Below are 18,632 nucleotides of genomic sequence, written 5' to 3'. Positions count from 1 at the left end.
GACGCGGCGATCGCCGGGAGCCGCCGTCATCGCGCCGGTATTGGGCGGGGCGCCGATCCGGTGCGCGCGCCGGGCGACAATCCGCTGAACAGAAGCTGCAGCACGGCATGGCGCCTGATAACCAGCCACGCGGCCCAGCACAGCGCGAGCGTCCCGATCGTGAGCAACAGGAAGCGCGCGGTCACCGGAAGCGGGAGGCCGTCGACCGCCCAGAACAGGAACACCAGCGCCGGCAAGTGGAGCAGGTAGATGGCGAAGGACGCGTCCACCACCTCCTTCACCCAGGGATGTCCGCGATTGAACAAGGCAAACACGCCAGCGATCAGGAACTGGCTGAGACCGATCGCCGCCACCGCGCGCAGGATACAAACGAGCGCCCAGGGCAGCGCCGACGCCCGCGTCAGCAGGACGAAAGCCGCACCCGCGCCGATCACGGTGAGCGGCCACATCCAGCGGGTAACGGCGCTCCGCAGCCCTGCTGTGCGCTGGATGATCATGCCAAGGGCGAAATACGGCGCATACATCCAGGCAAAATGCAGGGTCAGCACGTCGGCGGCGAAGGAATCCTCGGCCATCACCCGCCCCTCCATCTTGCCGACAAGGAAGGTGAAGCAGCCGGTCGCCACCGCGTAAAGGAAGAGCAGCAGGCCCGCGTGCCCGGCAATCCGGCGATCCAGCGACGGGGCAATCGCCACCAGCCGGCGCCCCGGCATCAGCATGACCAGCCCGGCCGCAAGCGCGCTGTAGTAGATCAGCACGATCAGGAACCAGAGATGCTCAGTTGTCGATCGGCTGGGCGGCAGCGTCTGGTCAGCCCAGCTGGCAAGAACGCCGCCGGGCGGCGCGCTTTGCAACGCAACGCCCAGGTGCATGATCGGCACCAGGACGATCAGCCCGAAGACCAGCGGAATACCTAGCCTCGTCATGCGGCCGCGCAGCCATTCGGCCGGATCGCGACGCGCCAGCAGCATGGCCGCGAAATAGCCAGCGATGACGAAGAAACCGTGCATCCTGAACAGATGCAGGAAGTGCATGACATAGGTCAGCGGGACGGATTGATCGGGGCTGCTGATCATCCAGCCGCCGCCCACGCGGAACGGATGCGTTGCGTGAAACGGAATACCCAGCAGCATCAGCAGCGCGCGCAACGCATCCCAATGCGGCTCACGCGTGGATGGCGACGGCGCCCGGGGCGATGACTGATCCGCGCCGCGTACCGCTGCAACTGCCACTTGTTCGGACAGGCTGCTCCTCCCTCCCTCGACGCCGCGGCGGGCCGAAGACGATCGGCGGCGGTGAACGGCGTCAATCTAGGGCAAGTGCCGCCATGATCCGGTGCTTATATGGACGTAATCCCGAATGGTTGGGCAATGATCGCCCGCCGGGTTCACGCAGCGCGGTAGCGCAGCGCTTCCACGATGACGGCAAAGGCCGGGGTCGGCTGGCGACGACTGGGATAGTAAAGGTGATATCCCGGAAACGGCGGTGACCATCGGGTGAGCACGGCTTCCAACGCCCCGCTGTCGATATGTGGCTGTAACAGTGACTGCGGCAGGTAGCAGATGCCGAACCCCGCCCGCGCCGCAGCAAGGATCGGGAATACCGATGAAAAGGTCAGCTGCCCCTGCACCCATACCCGTCGCTCGTTCCCGTCCTGCTCGAACTCCCAGGCATAAAGGCCGCCGTAGGTGGGCAGGCGCAGGTTGATGCAGACATGCGTGGTCAGATCCTCCAGCGTCTCTGGCCGGCCGTGAGCGGCGAAATATCCCGGAGAGCCGGCCGCAATCATGCGGGCTTCGGGCCCGATCGGCACCGCGATCATATCCTTGGCGATGATGTCGCCGAAGCGAACGCCGGCATCGAACCGTTCGGCGACGATGTCGGTCAGTCGGTAATCCGTGTCGATCTCGACCTGGATGTCGGGGTAATCGCGAAGCACCGGTTCCAGGGCGGGCCACAGCACCGTGGTCAGCGAATGTTCGTCCGCGCTGATCCGCACCGTGCCGGCCGGACGTTCACGCAGGGCGCTCAGCGCCGCGACTTCCGCTTCGATCTCTTCGAAACGCGGCGCCAGCGCGCCCAGCAGCCGTTCTCCCGCCCCGGTCGGAGTGACGCTGCGCGTGGTGCGGTTGAGCAGGCGAATGCCCAGCCGCTCCTCCAGCGCGCGCATGCTGTGGCTGAGTGCGGAGGGCGTGACCCCCATCTGCGCCGCCGCGCGGGTAAAGCTCCGCTCCCGCGCAACCGCCAAGAATGCCGTCAGCTCGGCGAGGTGCTGCCGGTTCATTCTTGAACTCCATTCACAACTGCATGCAGATCATCGCTTCTAATCGCCGGAACGCGTCGACGCTATGTTGGGGGCACATGGGAAGACGGGCCGCATCCCGGCCGCTCTGGCCGCCGGGTCAGCGCTCATCCCCAAATCACAGCAAGGAAGGAGCATCACCAATGGCTACCATTGCCTATGGCGCACATGGCGCGGACAAGCCGGTCGAGCGCATGAGCATCGAACGTCGGGCACCCAGCGCCCACGACGTGCAGATCGACATCGCATATTGCGGCGTCTGCCATTCGGATCTCCACCAGATCCGGGCCGAATGGAGCGGCACGATCTACCCCTGCGTGCCCGGTCATGAGATTGTCGGCCGGGTCAGCGCGGTAGGCGCGGACGTTACCAGGTTTCAGGTCGGCGACATCGTCGGCGTCGGCTGCATGGTCGACAGCTGCCAGCATTGCGCCTCCTGCGGCGAAGGGCTGGAACAATATTGCGAGAACGGCTTCACCGGCACCTATAATTCACCGACCCCCGACGCGCCCGGGCACACGCTGGGCGGCTATTCGCAGCAGATCGTGGTCGACGACAAGTTCGTGCTGAAGGTACGCCATGCCGAGGAGCAGCTTGCCGCTGTGGCACCGCTGCTGTGCGCCGGCATCACCACCTATTCGCCGCTGCGTCACTGGAACGTCGGCCCCGGCAAGAAGGTGGGCATCGTCGGCATCGGCGGTTTGGGCCATATGGGCGTGAAGCTAGCGCACGCGATGGGCGCGCATGTGGTTGCCTTCACCACCTCCGAGAGCAAGCGGGAGGATGCAAAGGCGCTGGGGGCAGACGAAGTCGTGGTGTCGCGCAACGACGAGGAGATGGCGGCGCACGCTGACAGCTTCGATTTCATCCTCGATACCGTGGCGGCGAGCCATAATCTGGACGCGTTCACGGCCCTGCTGAAGCGCGACGGGACGTTGACGCTGGTCGGCGTGCCCGAACATGCACACCCCTCGCCGGATGTGTCGGCGCTGATCTTCCGCCGACGTGCCATTGCCGGTTCGCTGATCGGCGGCATCGCGGAGACGCAGGAAATGCTCGATTTCTGCGCCGAGCACGGCATCGTCGCTGACATCGAGATGATTTCCGCGCAGGAGATCGACGCTGCCTATGAACGGATGCTGCGCAGCGATGTGAAGTACCGCTTCGTCATCGACAACGCGACCATGGCTGCCTGACACGATCGGGCCGCGGCGGCGCCTCCCTGTCGGGCGCGCCGCCGCTCGCGGGCGTCGGAGCGGCGCTACGCCGCGGCTTCCAGCACACGCATGGCCGCAGCGCCGGTCAGGTCATGATTGGACATGCCGTCCGCGATGAATTGGTCCAGGCTCTGCAGCGCGCGCGGGAGAATGGTGATCTGGCGCGCGGCCTGGCTGATCTGAACGAGACCCTGAGCCTGCGCATCATTGAGCAACTGACGAACATGGGTCCGTGAGATCGAGCAGCTTCTGGCGAGGTCGGCCAGCGAAAGCGATACGGTAGCTGACCCCGACACCAGCGTCGCGCTTACCAGTCGGAGCAGCACCAGGATGCCGGCATCGCGCGCCAGGAACAGCATGATGTCCGGGTTGCGGAGCAACACCATCGCGGATTGAACGAAGAAGTCGCAGGCGACGCCGCGCTGCACCCGCTGGAACGCCGGATCGCGTCCCAGCGCGCGCGCGTAACGGTCCTCCCCGAACAGGATCGCGAGGGGCCGGTAATGACTGATCAGCCATTCCTGATCGTGCGCAAGCATCTTCGGCGTCGGCGCCAGCAGCCGCACCCGTGCGTCGTGCGGCGACACGCGGCTTTCCAGATAACCGGTCTGGATCAGACGGGAGACGACCTGCTCGATCCGCCGCGGGCTCGCCAGCCCGAAAGGGGCAAGCGCCTTTTTCAGATTGCTGATCGTCGGCCAGGTATCGCGATCTTCTTCGCGAAAACCGGCATCCAGGCAGATGGCCACCGCGAAAATCACGGTCCGCGCCCCTTCCAGCAACAACCGGTTGAGAAACACGTCATCGCCATAAAGCGCGAGAACACCATTCAAATAGGCAACCCGCGCTTTTGAATATTCAGGGTGCGCCAGGATTGATGCTGCCGTCCGGTATTTCACCTGAAAATGTGAATCATACACCTCTTCGCACACGATCGAGACGCCCCCACCCCTGAACGGCGGGGGGAATGACATACCTGTACTGGAGTTGGAAGAAGTCGTGCAATGCACGGGCAAATTCTGTCTTCATCAAGTTCAACGATCCCGTCGCTGTACTGATTACCAGGCTTTCAGGCAGGGATCGCGGGCGTCCATCTCTGATCGTCATCGCTCGACCTGCGTCCGGCGCGGCCACCGCGCCGGCCTCGCCAAGGAACATGATCTGCAGGCCGATCAAGACGGGCGTGTGGCTGGAATTATCAACAGCCCGGCGCTAGTCGCAGGTCGATGAATCCGGAGCCAAGGTATTGACGATCCAAGTTCCCGGTCACGGCACTCTTGCCGATGTCTTCGTCGGAGACGGCGAAATGGCGCGGCTCATGCGGGCGCACGATTGGTCCGCGACCTCGCTCGGAACGCCGGAAAGCTGGCCCAATGCCCTGAAGGTTGCCCTTCGCCTGCTGCTAACCTCACGGTTCGAGATGTGGCTTGGCTGGGGCCCGGACATCAACTTCTTCTACAACGATGCCTATCGGCCCACTTTGGGGATCAAGCATCCCCGCTCGCTGGGTGTGCCAACACAGGTCCTCTGGGCCGAGATCTGGGACGATATCAAGGACCGGCTGGCAACCGTTTACCAAACGGGAGAGTCGACCTGGGATCGCGCGCTCCTGCTGGTGCTCGAACGCAATGGCTATCCCGAGGAAACCTACCACACCTTCTCCTACAGCCCGCTGATCGGTGACACCGGCAAGGTCGAAGGCGTGTTCTGCGCTGTGTCGGAGGAAACCGACAGGGTCATCAGCGAACGGCGGCTTGCGTCCCTGCGGGAGCTCGCATCCGGGCTTGCCGCGGCGCAGGAGCAGCAGGAGGTGTTCGAGGCGATCCGCGCCGGCCTCGCCCACAACAGCCACGACCTGCCGTTCAGCCTGGTATATCTCTTCCGCGAGGATGCGGCGCCTTCGCTTGTCGCTGCAGCGGGCATGGCACCGGATCACGCGCTGGCAGCACCCGATCACTGGAATCTGGCGCGGATCTCGCGCGACAAGGGCGTAATCGTCGAGGACGCACCCGAAGGCGATCTGCCGCGCGGCGCCTGGAACAAGCCGCCACGCCAGGTGGCCATTGTTCCCCTCGCCGGTCAGCGCAGTGGCCGCCCACGCGGCGCGATCGTCGTCGGCCTCAATCCCTATCGCCAGGTCAGCGACGAATATCTGAGCTTTCTGGAGCTTCTCGCCGGCCAGATCGCCTCCCGGCTGGCCAGTGCCGAGCTCATGGAGCGCCGCACGCGTGAGCGTGACCGGGTCCGCGAATTGTTCCGGCAGGCGCCCAGCTTCATGTGCATTCTCGCCGGGCGAGAGCATCGCTTCGAACTGGTCAACGACGCTTATCTCAGGCTCGTCGGCCATCGCGACCTCATCGGCCTGCCCGTCCGCGAAGCACTTCCGGAAATCAAGGGACAGGGCTTTTTCGAACTACTCGACAGCGTGTTCGCCAGCGGGGAACCGTATGTCGGCCGCAACATGCCGGTCGCGATTCAGCGCACCCCCGGGTCAACGCCCGAGGAACGCTTCGTGCATCTGGTCTATCAGCCGATCTTCGATTCCGAAGGCGCGGTCTCCGGCATCTTCGTGGACGGCTATGACGTCACCGATCAGAAGCGCGCGGAGGACCAGCTCCACCAGCTCAACGACACGCTGGAACAGCGGGTCGCCGAGCGGACCGACGAGCTTCGCATGGCGCTGGAGCAGCTTCACCATGAAGCGAAGGAGCGCGAGGCCGTCGAACAGGCACTGCGCCAGTCGCAGAAGCTGGAGGCCCTGGGCAAGCTGACCGGCGGGGTCGCCCACGATTTCAACAACCTGCTGCAGGTGATCAGCGGCAATCTCCAGCTGCTGACTCGGGACGTGGCGGGCAATCCGCGCGCCGAAAAGCGGGTGGAAAATGCCATGGCCGGCGTCACGCGCGGCGCCAAGCTCGCTTCACAGCTGCTCGCCTTCGGCCGCCGTCAGCCGCTCGAGCCCAAGGTGCTCAACCTCGGCCGTCTGATCGGCAGCATGGACGACCTGCTTCGCCGCTCGATTGGTGAGGATGTGGAGATCGAGACGATCATCGCAGGCGGGCTGTGGAACACGCTGATCGATCCGGGCCAGATCGAGAATGCCATCCTCAACCTCGCGATCAACGCGCGCGATGCGATGGAGCAAGGCGGCCGGCTCACGATTGAGGCGAACAACGCCTTCCTCGATGACGAATATTGCCGCCAGCATGATGACGTAACGCCCGGCCAATATGTGATGATCGCGGTGACCGACACCGGATCGGGCATTCCGCGCGACATCATCGACCAAGTGTTCGAACCGTTCTTCAGCACCAAGCCGGAGGGCAAGGGCACTGGGCTAGGGCTGTCGATGGTGCACGGGCTCGTCAAGCAAAGCGGCGGGCATGTGAAGATCTACAGCGAGGTGAACGAAGGTACGACCATCAAATTGTACCTGCCGCGCGCCGTGGAGGACGAAGACCTGATTACCGATACCAGCGCCGCGCCGGTGCGGGGCGGATCGGAAACAGTCCTGGTCGTCGAGGATGATGACGAGGTGCGCGAAACCGCCGTCGCCCTGCTGTCGGAACTGGGCTATCACGTGCTGAAATCCCGCGATGCGCTGAGCGCGCTGAACGTGATCGAAAGCGGCATTGCCATTGATCTGCTGTTCACCGACGTGGTGATGCCGGGGCCGCTCCGCAGCCCGGAGCTGGCGCGCAAGGCAAAGGAGCGGCTGCCGCAGCTCTCCGTGCTGTTCACCTCCGGCTATACCGAAAACGCCATCGTCCATCATGGCCGCCTCGATCCGGGCGTGGAGCTGCTGTCCAAGCCGTACACGCGCGAGGCATTGGCGCGCAAAGTCCGCCACGTCCTGGGCAAGCACGACGAAGAGGGGGATGGTTCTCTGGCACAGCGCTGAGCGATCTCGCCGTGCAGAGCCGGCGGGCCATCACGGCCGCCGCGCGCCTGGGCACGTCGCCGACCGCGCTTCCTGCTTGACGGCATAACCATCGTCATCCGATCAGGGTGGCATGTTCAAACACTTCGCAGCCTCGCTCACCCTCGTCGCGCTTGCGGCCGGCGCCTCCGCTCAGACCATCGCTCAGCAGACCGCCAGCCCGCAGACTGCCGGCGCTCCAGCGGTCAGCCAGCGCCAGGTCGGCAGCGCCACCCTGTCGGGCGTGCCGGAAATCCCGGCCGATGTGCGCGAGGCGGTGCAGCGGTACCAGAACAGTCGCGCGGCGCAGTTCGAGGATTGGCTGCCCGATGGGTCGATGCTGATCGCCACGCGCTTCGGCGCGACGCAGCAGCTGCATCATGTGGCAAAGCCCGGCGCGACGCGCACGCAGGTCACCTTCGGCGCGGAGCCGATCGCCAGCGCCACCGTGATCCCCGGCACCGACCGTTTCGTGATGACGCGCGACACCGGCGGCGACGAGTGGTTCCAGCTCTACACCCGGGGCCTGACCGGCACCGCGCAGCAGCTGACGCAGGCGGGGACGCGCAACGGCTCGCCCGTGTTCAGCAAGGACGGCAGCCTCCTCGCCTGGGCGCGCGCCACCAAGGGCAGCGCGGCGTACACGATCCTCGGCGTCGATCCGAAGGCCGGCGGCACGCCGCGCACCTTGTATCAGGCGGACGGCGCCGTGGCCCCGGCGGACATTGCGCCTGACAAGTCGCGGCTGATCTTCGTGCGCAGCCTGTCGAACCGCGAGGACCAGCTATTCGAACTCGATCTCGCCACCGGCAAGGCACGGCGCATCGCGCCCAAGGCCGAAGTCGCCGTCTATCAGTCGCCGCGCTACCTCCCCGGCGGCAAGAAGCTGATCGCGATTTCGGATCGCGGCAACGACACCCGCCAGCTGGTCGAGATCGACCTCGCCACCGGCGCGCAGATGGTGCTGATCCCGGGCCTGAAGTGGGACGTCGAAAGCTATGACCTGACCGATGACGGCCGGGTGCTCGCTTATGCCGTGAACGAGGACGGCTTCTCGCGCGTCGTCGTGCAGGATCGCATCACCCGCCGCGCGCTGCCGCAGCCGACGCTGCCCAAGGGCGTGCTCACCGCGCTGAAATTCTCGCCGGACGGCAAGCAGCTGGCGATCGGCCTGACCTCTGCCACCTCCGCCGGCGACGTATGGAGCTGGGACGTCGATGGCGGGGAGCTGACGCGCTGGACCACGTCCGAACTCGGCGACCTTGATCCGGCGCAGCTCGCGGAGCCGGAGCTCATTCGCTTCAAGTCGTTCGACGGCCTGTCGGTGCCGGCGTTCGTCTATCGGCCGAAAGGCGTGCCCGCGGGGACGCGGACGCCGGTGATCATCGACATCCATGGCGGGCCGGAGGCGCAGACGCGGCCGATCTGGAATTACGGTGCGCAATATTTCGCCGACGTGCTGAAGGCGACGGTGATCCTGCCCAACGTCCGCGGCAGCGACGGCTATGGCAAGCGCTACCTCAACCTCGACAATGCCGAGAAGCGCGAGGATTCGGTGAAGGACATCGGCGCGCTGCTCGACTGGATCGCTGAGCAGCCGAACCTCGATGCCAATCGCGTCGCGGTCTATGGCCAATCCTATGGCGGCTACATGAGCCTTGCCGTGATGACGCATTATTCCGACCGGCTGGTCGGCGGCGTCGAGCGCTACGGCATCAGCAACTGGATCACCTTCCTCGAGAATACCGAGGCCTATCGCCGCGACAACCGCCGCGCCGAATATGGCGACGAGCGTGATCCCAAGATGCGCGCGGTGCTGGAGCGCGTGTCGCCGATCACCAACGTCGATCGCATCAAGAAGCCGATGCTGGTGATGCAGGGCGCCAATGACCCGCGCGTGCCGCAGCTCGAATCCGACCAGGTGGTTGAGAAGCTGCGCCAGAACGGCAACGAGGCGTGGTATGTCCTGTTCGCCGACGAGGGCCATGGCTTCCTGAAGAAGCCCAACAACGATCTTCGCCGCGAGGTGGAGACGGTGTTCCTGCGTCGCCTGTTCGAGCAGCAGCCGGCGCGCTGATCCCGGCAATCGCCCAAAATTGCCCCGGTCGATGCCGGCCGGGGCAACAGGCCAATCTGACCCGCTAACAGGCCGGAACCCGGCCGAAAGCCGCCGCCGCGGCCCTATGACCGGCCGATACGCTCCGCTCGCGCTACGGATCGCACCCCTGCTCCCGCACGTTGCGCTGCTCGACGTGGCAGGTGATCGGCAATGAAGGATGAAGTCGACGTCGTGATCGTCGGCGGCGGCGCAGCCGGGATCGCGGCCGGTCGGTGGCTTACCGACGCGGGGCGATCGGTTCTGATCATCGAGGCGCTGCCGCGGCTGGGCGGGCGGGCGCACACCGTGATGCTGGGCGGTTATCCCGTCGATCTCGGCTGCGGCTGGCTACATTCCGCAGAACGCAACCCGTTGAGCGCGCTGGCAAAGTCGCACGGCGTGGCCGTCGATCGCAGCAAGGCGGCCTGGGGTGATCAGCTGGGCGCGATCAACTTCCCGAAACAGGCGCAGCAGGAAGCCTGGCAGGCTTATGAGGCGTTCACTGATCGGCTCGCTAAGACACCGCCCGCAAGCGACCGCGCGAGCGACGCACTGACCGAGTGGCAGCCGTTCATCAACGGGCTTAGCAGCTTCATCAATGGCGTCGAAACCGACCGCCTCTCCGCTCGCGATTTCACCGCCTACGACGATGCGGCCAGCGACAATAATTGGCGCTTGCCCGACGGTTACGGCGCGTTCATCGCCGCGCTTGGCCGCGACGTGCCGATAATGCTAGACACTCCCGTCAGCGCCATTCGAGCGGGCGTCGTCGAGACCGGGCGAGGCGCCATCCGATCTCACTCCGTGATCGTGACCGTGTCCACCGAGGTCCTGACGCATGGCGCCATCCGTTTTCCTTCGGCCGCCGCGGATCATCTTCACGCAGCCACGCAGCTACCCCTGGGGCTGGGCGATAAGCTATTCCTTTCGCTTGCCGATCCCGAAGCCGTTCCCGCGGAATCGCACCTGCTCGGCCGGTTCGATGATGAAGCTACCGGAAGCTATTATCTCCGGCCGTTCGGACGACCGATAATCGAATGCTTCCTGGGCGGCGCTCATGCCCGCGCGCTGGAGCAGGGTGCGGCAGTCGATTTCGCGATTGGCGAATTGCGCGCGCTGCTCGGCGCTGATTTCGCGAAGGGACTGCGGCCACTGCTGGCAACACGCTGGGCGAAGGAGCCGACGATCCTGGGCTCGTACAGCCATGCCTTGCCGGGCCACGCAGGTGCGCGCGCAACGCTCGCGCGACCGATCAACGATTGGCTTTGCCTGGCCGGCGAGGCCTGTTCCCCGCACGATTTTTCCACCGCGCATGGCGCGTGGCAGAGCGGGATTGTCGCCGCTCGGCACGTCCATCAGGCAATGCCGCAATGACTTTCTTCGAAAGCCTGCTTGCGCTGCTTGGCATCGCGATCGTGCTGCTCCAGGTCGCGAGAAGAAGCGGGATCCCCTACCCGGCCCTGCTCGCCGGCGCTGGTGTGGCGCTCGCCTGGATTCCTGGTGCGCCGGTGATTGCGCTCGATCCGCATACCGCGCTGGCGCTGTTCATCGCCCCCGTATTGATCGACGCTGCCTATGACTTCCCGGTCGGTACCGCGCAGCGCCTGTGGCGGCCGTTGTTCGCGCTGGCCGTGATCGCCGTGCTGCTGAGCGCCGGCGTGGTAGCGTGGCTGGGCATGACCTGGGCGGGCCTGCCGTTCTACGCAGCCCTGGCGCTGGGCGCGATCGTCGCCCCGCCCGATGCCGCCGCCGCGACCGCCATCTCGGGCAGCGTCCGCATGCCTCGCCGCACGGTGGCGGTGCTGAAAGGCGAAAGCCTGCTCAACGATGCCGCTGCCCTCCTGCTGTTCAGCACCGCCATCCTGATTCAAAGCCATGGCGGGGTGGATGCCAGCCTGGTGCTCACCGTCAGCCTGGCCGCCCCCGGCGGCATCGCACTAGGCTTCGCGCTGGCATGGATCATGCGGCGGGTCCAACCGCTGGTTTGGGGCACGCTCAGCGGAAACATTCTGCAGTTCGTCACTGGCTTCGGCGCCTGGCTGCTTGCCGAACGGCTGCACCTTTCGGCGGTGCTTTGCCTCGTCACCTTCGCGATGACGATCGCGCGCTCGGCGGGCCTCGCAACGCCGCCGCGCGCCCGCATTCACGACTTCGCCGTCTGGGACAGCGCGGTGTTCCTGCTGAACGTCTTCGCTTTTTTACTGATGGGATTCCAAGCGCGTACCATCATCGGCGCCATGAGCGCGGCGCGGCTGGCGGATGCCGCCTGGTTCGCGGGCGCAGTGGTCGCATCGCTGATCGTCGTGCGTCTGGCGTGGGTGCTGTTCTACAACCGGGTCGCGCACCATTTCCCCCGATTGCGCGGCGACGTTTCCCCCGCGCGCTTCGGCGAAGGGGTGCTGGTCGGATGGTGCGGCATGCGCGGCCTGGTAACATTGGCCACGGCCTTTGCCCTGCCCGCACAGTTTCCGCAGCGCGATCTTATCGTCCTCACGGCCTTTGCGGTCGTGCTCGCGACATTGGTAGTTCAAGGGCTCACGCTTGCTCCGCTGGTCCGTCGTCTGCGGCTGGACGGCGACGACGGGCTCGGCGAGGAACTGGCCAGGGCGCGGCGCGAGATGGCCGAGGCGGCGCTCACCGCGCTACGGGACAGCGGGGGGCCCGCAGCCGATCACTGGCGCTGGGGCTATCGCCTGAAGTTGACCAACGACGCGGCGACGACCGCACAGAAGCGCTCGCTTGGCCTCGCCGCCATCCGTCACCAGCGCGAGCGGCTCGAAGCGCTGCGCGACGCTCAGCGGGTTGGCGCGGATGCCTTCCTGGTGCTGCAGGAAGAGCTCGACTTTGCCGAGGTAAGCCTGCGCACCGAGGAGGAGCGACGCATCGAGGAGGCTTGATGACGTTGATTGTACGGCGCCGCTGAGGAGACGCTATTGATCGAAGTCGCTTCGCTCGGGATCGGTGCCGTGCAGTTGCGCCCAGAGCTTGCGGGTCCCCGCCTCCTGCGCCCGGTTCACATATTGCGACGCGACCAGCCATCCCTTGATCGGCCGCAATGGGAGCAAGGTACCGATCGCCATGAACGGCACGGAGGTTAACAGGTGAACCCATGCCGGCGGATCAAACGCCACTTGCACCCAAACGACAAAGGCGATCAGCGGCAGCGCGCAAACGCACAGCGAGAAGAACGCCGGCCCGTCATCGGGCGCAGCAAAACGATAGTCGAGACCGCACGTCCCACAACGATCCACGATCTTCAGCCACGACCGAAACATGCGCCCCTGCCCGCAGCGGGGACAAAGCCCCTTCCACCCGCAACGCATGATCCAGCGAAACTTGGCGCCGTCGGTGTCGTGCTCGGCAGGCACAGGATGATTGTGTTCCACGCTGGACGAGATAGCGCGCGAATTTGCTGGCAGGATTGGACAAATTGTCCATCCGGCGCATTCCGGCAAGTGGCGCCGGAACTACGCCGGATCTAGTGTGGCCCACTGCGGCGGGACGGCGGGCGTTAGCTCCCGCCTAGCCGAAGGACTTAAAAGGGGTGTCGGCCGCGCGTCACGGCTGTGGAGCCGGCGCGTGTTGTGATCCTCTCAGCACGCGGAGCGCCGGGGAACAGCCCTGTTCCCCGGCGCTCCGCTGGTGATGCCCTGCTACATCGGGCGTTCGCGCGATCAGTGCAGCGCCAGCTCGTTGCGACCCACCACCATGTGGTGCACCTCGTCCGGCCCATCGGCGAAGCGCAGGTGGCGGACGTCGGCATACAGCTCTGCGAGCGGGGTGAACTGGCTCATGCCGTAGGCGCCGTGGATCTGGATCGCCTGGTCGATGATCTGGCAGGTCTTCTCCGGCACCATCGCCTTCACCATGCTGACCCAGACGCGCGCCTCGCGGTTGCCCAGCACGTCCATCGCCTTCGCCGCCTTCAGCACCATGAGGCGCATCGCCTCGATCTCGATCCGCGCGCGGCTGACGAGCTCCAGGTTCTTGCCCAGCATGATCAGCGAGCGGCCGAACGCCTCGCGCGAATTGCCGCGCTTCACCATCAGGTCCAGCGCGACTTCCGCCTTGCCGATCGTGCGCATGCAATGGTGGATACGGCCCGGGCCGAGGCGAACCTGCGAGATCTCGAAGCCGCGGCCCTCACCCAGCAGGATGTTCTCGCGCGGCACGCGCACGTTGTTGAACTTGAGGTGCATGTGGCCGCGCGGCGCGTGATCCTTGCCGAACACTTCCATTGCGCCGATGATCTCGACGCCCGGCGCATCCATCGGCACCAGGATCTGCGACTGCTGCTGTGACGAAGGGGCATCGGGGTTGGTGCGCACCATCGTGATCATCACCTTGCAGCGCGGATCGCCGGCGCCCGAGATATAGTGCTTCTCACCATTGATGACCCATTCGTCGCCCTCGAGCCGCGCGGCGCAGCGCACGTTCTTCGCGTCGGAGGAAGCGACGTCGGGCTCGGTCATCGCATAGGCGGAGCGGATCTCGCCGGCGAGCAGCGGCTCGAGCCATTGCTTCTTCTGCTCGGGCGTGCCGACACGCTCAAGGACTTCCATGTTGCCCGTATCGGGCGCCGAGCAGTTCAGCGCTTCGGACGCAAGCGGCGACTTGCCGAGCTCGGCCGCGATATAGGCATAATCGAGGTTCGACAGTCCCTCGCCCGTCTCGGCGTTGGGAAGGAAGAAATTCCACAGGCCGGCGGCCTTGGCCTTGTCCTTGGCGCCCTGCAGCAGCTCCAGCTGCCCCGGTGCGAAGCTCCAGCGATCCTCGCGCTCTTCGCCGAGCCGCTCGAACTCGGGATAGATCGGATCGACATGGTCGCGGATGAACGCCTTCACGGCGTCGAAAAGCGGGCGGGCGCCCTCGGACATGCGCAGGTCGTCTAGTTCGGGAATGGTGAAGATATTGGACATGGGGCCCCACTCTGGTGCTGGAAAGCCACGATCCTACTGCTGCCCCGATCATCGGCGGTAATGATCATCCGCGATCACTGCCATGAGCGTCGTTCATGCCTTCAGGCGCCCGCGACATGCTCCTGCACCAGTCGCCGCAGCCAGACATTGCCGGGATCGCGCTCTGCCGCCGGGTGCCACAGCAATTGCAGCGGCCGGGGCGTGATCGCGAACGGGAGCGGCAGGACCTGGTTGTCCGCCACCGGCAGCAACGTAGCCGCATGGGTGCCGAGCAGGGTCAGGATCAGGTCCGACTGCGCGACCACCTGCCAGGCCGACCAGATGTTCTGGCAGCGGATCGCCACTCGCCGCGTCTCGCCCAGCGCCGCCAGCCCCTCGTCCTCCAGCCCGGGGCCCGAGCGGCGCGGCGACGCCTGAACGTGATCGGCGGCAAGATAGGTGGCAAGGTCGATCGCGCCGTCGATGCTTGGGTGCCCGCGCCGCGCAGCCACCACCATCGTGTCGGTCTGCAGCGGCACCGCACGCAAGCCGACCGTCGCATCGCTCGCCACGTCGATCGCGAGGTCCAGGTCGCCGCGCGCCAGCTCCTCCGCCACTTCGCTGCGGCGGAAGTTGACGCTGGCCAGCGTCACGCCCGGCGCCGCGCGCGCGACATGCGCTACGATGCCCGCGAACACGCGCGCCTCGTTCGCCTGGCGCAGGCCGATGCGGAAGGCGCGCGTCGAGGTTGCCGGATCGAAGCGCGCCGCGGCGACCAGCGCCTGCTCCACCCCCTGCAGCGCGTCGCGCACCGGATCGATGATCGAGCGCGCCAGCGCGGTCGGCACGATCGCATTGCCCACCCGCACGAACAGTTCGTCGTCGAACGCGACACGCAGCCGGGCGAGCGCGTGACTGATCGCCGACTGCGACAAATGCAGATGCCGCGCCGCCGCCGTCACCCCGCCGTGCGTATAGATCGCCTCGAAGGTGCCGAGCAGATTGAGATCGATGCGGTTGATCGGCCTTATCGCGCGTCTCCCGCGGGGACGCGCGCGGGATCGAACGCCGGCCGCGCCATGGTGAAGGTGTCGGTGTTGCGCAGATAGGTGCCCGCGCCGTGCATCCGCCCGATCAGCTGCATCGCGGCGGTATCGATGTGGAGGTTCGCGGGATCGGCGATGAACTCGTCGCGGATATGCGTCACCAGGATCTCACCGACCGCGATCACTTGCCGCGGGCCAATCTCCAGCACCTCGCGTTTCACGCATTCGAAGCTCACCGGCGCGGTCGCGATCAGCGGCGGCGCGACGCGTGTCGCCTGCGCGGTGGCGATGCCGGCATAGTCGATCTCGCTCACCTCGCGCGGTGCATCGACGCACGACAGGTTCATCGTCTCGGCATCCTGCTCGCTGACGAGGTTCACGACGAACTCGCCGGTCTCGATGATGTTCGTCGCGGTATCCTTGTCGGCGCCGTTCGCATCCTTCAGCAGCCCCAGCACCAGCAGCGGCGGATCGTCGCCCATCGCGTTGAAGAAGCTGTAGGGCGCGGCATTCACCACGCCGTTCGTGCCCCGCGTCGTCACCCACGCGATCGGCCGCGGCGTGACGGTGGAGACGAGCAGCTTGTAGCGCTGCCGCGGCGGCAGATCGGCCATCACGAATTTCATGGCCGATGCCTTCCACTAAATTCCTGCAAAGGAAAGACCATCGGCACCCCCGGGGCAAGCCGCTAAACCAAGCGACGAAGCCAGCCCGCCGGTGGCAGAGCGCCGATATGCCTTCCCGGTCTGCGCGAATACATAGGGTCGACAGGGTCTGGGTGGAGTGCGGCGATGCTGCGGTACGATCGCGAGATGCAAGCATTGGCGATGGGATATGCCGCCCTCGCCGGCGCCGTCGACGCCATCGGCTTCCTCAAATCTGGCGGACTCTTCGTATCGTTCATGACCGGGAATTCTACCCGACTTGCGATCGGAATAGCCGAGGCCATGTCAGTGGCGATCACGGCGGCCGCGCTCATCGCGCTGTTCGTCACTGGCGTCATCCTCAACGTCCTGGCCAGTGAAAGCGCGACCATCATTCACCGTAAGACCGCCGCCACCTTGGTTGTTGCCATGCTCCTCGTGACCGCCGCGGGCGTGGACAGCTCAGGGGGCCATCTGCCCGCCCTCGGTTGCCTTTGTCTTGCCATGGGCGCCGCCAATGCAATCTTTAGACGCGAGGGGGAGGTAGGCATCGGTGTCACCTACATGACCGGAACCCTGGTAAAGCTCGGGCATCGTGTCGCAAATAGGTTGCGCGGCTCGGATGACTCGCCGTGGCTGCCTTACCTGCTGCTCTGGCTTTCGCTGGTGATGGGCGGGGTAGCTGGTGCGGCAGGCTTTGCATGGTCACCGAAAGTCAGTCTCTGGTGCGCAGCTGCCGCATCGATTGTCCTCGCCGGCGTGACGACACGGCTCGTGAGGACCGGAGACGTCGCGTCGGGTTGAGTCACGATTGCGGGCGGCAGCCACACCATGCGGTTTGATGCGTCAAAGCTTCTCCACCGGAACACGCGCCGCGCCCGGACGCGCACGATAGGATGCGACCACCTGACGATGGAATGGCTTGGCTAGGATCGTGGACACCGTTACGAACTGCGCCGTCGCCGCCGTTCGCGTAAGGGTCAGCAGGGTATAGCCCTTGCCGTCCTGATCACAGAACGCGACCTCCCGATTCACCTCAGCAAGCACGCTGCCAAGCCCCGGGAGAAGCGAACCGTAGGATGGGCTGGTGATCGCCGTCGCACCAAATTCCGATGCGACCAGGGCTCTGCCGTCATCATAGAGGTCGTTTGCCCATGCGGCGTGACTATCGCCGGCCAACACGATCGGTCTGGAGCCAGCCCGCTTGAACGCCGCATACAGGCGCTCTCGCGCGGCGGGATAACCGTCCCACGCATCGAAGTTGAACGGCAGACCCGCCTTGTACCCTGCGGCGGCCTGCTGAAGCCGCTCGCGATAGACCGGCGGCAGCTTGGCGATCCGGGCTCCAAAGGTGGCAGCATAGGGCTCCGCCGTCAGATCCGGACCAGCGACGCGTGCCATGATCACTTGATTGCCGAGCACTTGCCAAGGCTTGTTCGCACGAACCGACGCCGCCAGCACCTCCTCAAGCCAACGTTGCTGATCAGGGCCGAGCAATTCACGATCCGGTCTGGCGCGCTCCGCCATCACGTCCGCAAACTGCTCGGGTCCCGGCGCCCCGCCCTTCACCTCGGCCTGTTTGGAACGCGCAAGCAAGCGCGTTTCCACCATGGCGAGGGTCGCCAGATCGCCGAATTCGAAGCTGCGGTTGATCGCTTCCCATGACCTTCCGCCCTTGGGATCACGGATCGGCATCCACTCGAAATACGCCTGCATCGCCGCTGCCTTGCGGGCTTTCCAATCCCCTTCGGTTGCAGGATCGTGGTTTTCCGCGCCGCCGATCCAGCCGTCATTCGCGACTTCGTGATCGTCCCAGACACAGATGAACGCTGCGCGGGCATGCGCTGCCTGCATGTCGGGATCGGCCTTCACCTGCGCATGGCGACGCCGGTAGTCGGCAAGGCTCAGGATTTCGTGCGGCGGATCGGGTAAGCGCCCGAGCTTGCGTCCGATCTCGCCACCATAACCCTCGGCGCCATATTCATAGATATAGTCGCCAAGGTGCAGAACCGCATCAAGCCGCGGCAGCGTCGCCAAATCGGCATAAGCGTTGAACAGACCGCCGGGATAGAGCTGGCACGATGCGACCGCGAGCACGAGATCGTCCACCGCGCCCACCGGCAACGTGCGAAAACGGCCAGTGGGCGAGCGTTCTCCCGCTGACCCGGTGAACCAGTACCAATAGTCGCGGCCCGGCTTCAGCCGCGCCACCTCCACCTTCACTGTATGATCAGCGGCGAATCGTGCGGTCGCTTGGCCCGAGGCGACGGGAGCGCCGTCCGCCGACGTGGCGACATGCCATGTGATCGGAACATCGCCAGCGCCCGTCGCCAGCGTCACCCGAGTCCATATGACCGCGCCATCCGCAGCCGGATCCCCACTGGCAACACCATGGTCGAAGCGGATCGTGGCACCGTCTGCGGCTTGTCCGGCTCCGGGAAGCCCGAGTGCCGCACTGCTGCCAATCAGGGCAAGAGCGTTGCGTCGATTGAGCGTCATTCCCGTGTC

At 65.6% G+C, this 18,632-nt stretch carries 14 protein-coding genes; 6 read left to right on the top strand and 8 right to left on the bottom strand.

Annotation, left to right across the window (positions count from 1 at the left end):
• Window positions 1-26: 26 nt before the first annotated feature.
• Entirely contained in the window at window positions 27-1,232 is a 1,206-nt protein-coding gene (locus tag LK535_RS11995) for an acyltransferase family protein (protein WP_227772138.1), read from the bottom strand.
• 155 nt (window positions 1,233-1,387) lie between these two features.
• Entirely contained in the window at window positions 1,388-2,284 is an 897-nt protein-coding gene (locus tag LK535_RS11990) for a LysR family transcriptional regulator (protein ID WP_227772137.1), read from the bottom strand.
• A 161-nt stretch (window positions 2,285-2,445) separates the two neighbouring features.
• Between LK535_RS11990 and LK535_RS11985 the strand changes: the two genes are divergently transcribed.
• Window positions 2,446-3,498, top strand: coding sequence for an NAD(P)-dependent alcohol dehydrogenase (locus LK535_RS11985; protein ID WP_227772136.1), 1,053 nt, complete (start codon window positions 2,446-2,448; stop codon window positions 3,496-3,498).
• Between the two features lie 65 nt (window positions 3,499-3,563).
• Here the strand turns inward: LK535_RS11985 and LK535_RS11980 are convergent, their stop codons facing one another.
• Entirely contained in the window at window positions 3,564-4,451 is an 888-nt protein-coding gene (locus tag LK535_RS11980; RefSeq protein ID WP_227772135.1) for a hypothetical protein, read from the bottom strand.
• 314 nt (window positions 4,452-4,765) lie between these two features.
• Between LK535_RS11980 and LK535_RS11975 the strand changes: the two genes are divergently transcribed.
• The 4 genes from LK535_RS11975 to LK535_RS11960 all read left to right on the top strand — a co-directional run bounded on the left by LK535_RS11975 (window position 4,766) and on the right by LK535_RS11960 (window position 12,433).
• Window positions 4,766-7,420, top strand: coding sequence for an ATP-binding protein (locus LK535_RS11975; RefSeq protein ID WP_415837132.1), 2,655 nt, complete (start codon window positions 4,766-4,768; stop codon window positions 7,418-7,420).
• Window positions 7,421-7,532: 112 nt separating this feature from the next.
• The gene (locus LK535_RS11970; RefSeq protein ID WP_227772134.1) at window positions 7,533-9,515 is read left to right on the top strand and encodes a S9 family peptidase; all 1,983 of its coding nucleotides are present in this window, start codon (window positions 7,533-7,535) and stop codon (window positions 9,513-9,515) included.
• A 192-nt stretch (window positions 9,516-9,707) separates the two neighbouring features.
• On the top strand, window positions 9,708-10,910 hold the full coding sequence (locus tag LK535_RS11965) for a flavin monoamine oxidase family protein (RefSeq protein ID WP_227772133.1): 1,203 nt from the start codon (window positions 9,708-9,710) through the stop codon (window positions 10,908-10,910).
• A complete protein-coding gene (locus LK535_RS11960; RefSeq protein ID WP_227772132.1) occupies window positions 10,907-12,433 on the top strand; it encodes a cation:proton antiporter in 1,527 nt (508 codons plus the stop codon). The genes LK535_RS11965 and LK535_RS11960 overlap by 4 nt, the downstream gene beginning before the upstream one ends.
• 33 nt (window positions 12,434-12,466) lie before the next feature.
• Here LK535_RS11960 and LK535_RS11955 read toward each other — a convergent pair whose 3' ends face one another.
• The 4 genes from LK535_RS11955 to LK535_RS11940 all read right to left on the bottom strand — a co-directional run bounded on the left by LK535_RS11955 (window position 12,467) and on the right by LK535_RS11940 (window position 16,106).
• Window positions 12,467-12,859 carry a DUF983 domain-containing protein gene (locus tag LK535_RS11955; RefSeq protein ID WP_227772282.1) on the bottom strand — a complete coding sequence of 131 codons (393 nt, stop codon included), beginning with the start codon at window positions 12,857-12,859 and terminating at the stop codon, window positions 12,467-12,469.
• Between the two features lie 351 nt (window positions 12,860-13,210).
• On the bottom strand, window positions 13,211-14,455 hold the full coding sequence (locus tag LK535_RS11950; RefSeq protein ID WP_227772131.1) for an acyl-CoA dehydrogenase family protein: 1,245 nt from the start codon (window positions 14,453-14,455) through the stop codon (window positions 13,211-13,213).
• 101 nt (window positions 14,456-14,556) lie between these two features.
• Window positions 14,557-15,435: a LysR family transcriptional regulator gene (locus LK535_RS11945; protein ID WP_227772281.1), complete on the bottom strand. Its 879-nt coding sequence runs from the start codon at window positions 15,433-15,435 to the stop codon at window positions 14,557-14,559.
• A 26-nt stretch (window positions 15,436-15,461) separates the two neighbouring features.
• Window positions 15,462-16,106 carry a flavin reductase family protein gene (locus tag LK535_RS11940; protein WP_227772130.1) on the bottom strand — a complete coding sequence of 215 codons (645 nt, stop codon included), beginning with the start codon at window positions 16,104-16,106 and terminating at the stop codon, window positions 15,462-15,464.
• A 186-nt stretch (window positions 16,107-16,292) separates the two neighbouring features.
• Between LK535_RS11940 and LK535_RS11935 the strand changes: the two genes are divergently transcribed.
• The gene (locus LK535_RS11935; RefSeq protein WP_227772129.1) at window positions 16,293-16,928 is read left to right on the top strand and encodes a YoaK family protein; all 636 of its coding nucleotides are present in this window, start codon (window positions 16,293-16,295) and stop codon (window positions 16,926-16,928) included.
• Window positions 16,929-16,970: 42 nt separating this feature from the next.
• On the opposite strand, the gene LK535_RS11930 is transcribed toward LK535_RS11935, so the two are convergent.
• Window positions 16,971-18,623, bottom strand: coding sequence for an alkaline phosphatase D family protein (locus LK535_RS11930; RefSeq protein ID WP_227772128.1), 1,653 nt, complete (start codon window positions 18,621-18,623; stop codon window positions 16,971-16,973).
• Between the last annotated feature and the right edge of the window lie 9 nt (window positions 18,624-18,632).

The organism is Sphingomonas sp. IC4-52 (assembly GCF_020707225.1).
In the GTDB taxonomy this organism is placed as follows: Bacteria; Pseudomonadota; Alphaproteobacteria; order Sphingomonadales; family Sphingomonadaceae; genus Sphingomonas.
The sequence above is the reverse complement of the archived record's forward strand: the minus strand, read 5'-3'. Positions and strand labels throughout refer to the sequence as shown.

Excerpts from the sequence above, each read along its gene's own strand:
- LK535_RS11990 (WP_227772137.1), bottom strand. The coding sequence starts at position 2,284 with ATGAACCGGCAGCACCTCGCCGAGCTGACGGCATTCTTGGCGGTTGCG.
- LK535_RS11985 (WP_227772136.1), top strand. The coding sequence starts at position 2,446 with ATGGCTACCATTGCCTATGGCGCACATGGCGCGGACAAGCCGGTCGAG.
- LK535_RS11970 (WP_227772134.1), top strand. The coding sequence starts at position 7,533 with ATGTTCAAACACTTCGCAGCCTCGCTCACCCTCGTCGCGCTTGCGGCC.
- LK535_RS11965 (WP_227772133.1), top strand. The coding sequence starts at position 9,708 with ATGAAGGATGAAGTCGACGTCGTGATCGTCGGCGGCGGCGCAGCCGGG.
- LK535_RS11960 (WP_227772132.1), top strand. The coding sequence starts at position 10,907 with ATGACTTTCTTCGAAAGCCTGCTTGCGCTGCTTGGCATCGCGATCGTG.
- LK535_RS11955 (WP_227772282.1), bottom strand. The coding sequence starts at position 12,859 with ATGCGTTGCGGGTGGAAGGGGCTTTGTCCCCGCTGCGGGCAGGGGCGC.
- LK535_RS11950 (WP_227772131.1), bottom strand. The coding sequence starts at position 14,455 with ATGTCCAATATCTTCACCATTCCCGAACTAGACGACCTGCGCATGTCC.
- LK535_RS11940 (WP_227772130.1), bottom strand. The coding sequence starts at position 16,106 with ATGAAATTCGTGATGGCCGATCTGCCGCCGCGGCAGCGCTACAAGCTG.
- LK535_RS11935 (WP_227772129.1), top strand. The coding sequence starts at position 16,293 with ATGCAAGCATTGGCGATGGGATATGCCGCCCTCGCCGGCGCCGTCGAC.
- LK535_RS11930 (WP_227772128.1), bottom strand. The coding sequence starts at position 18,623 with ATGACGCTCAATCGACGCAACGCTCTTGCCCTGATTGGCAGCAGTGCG.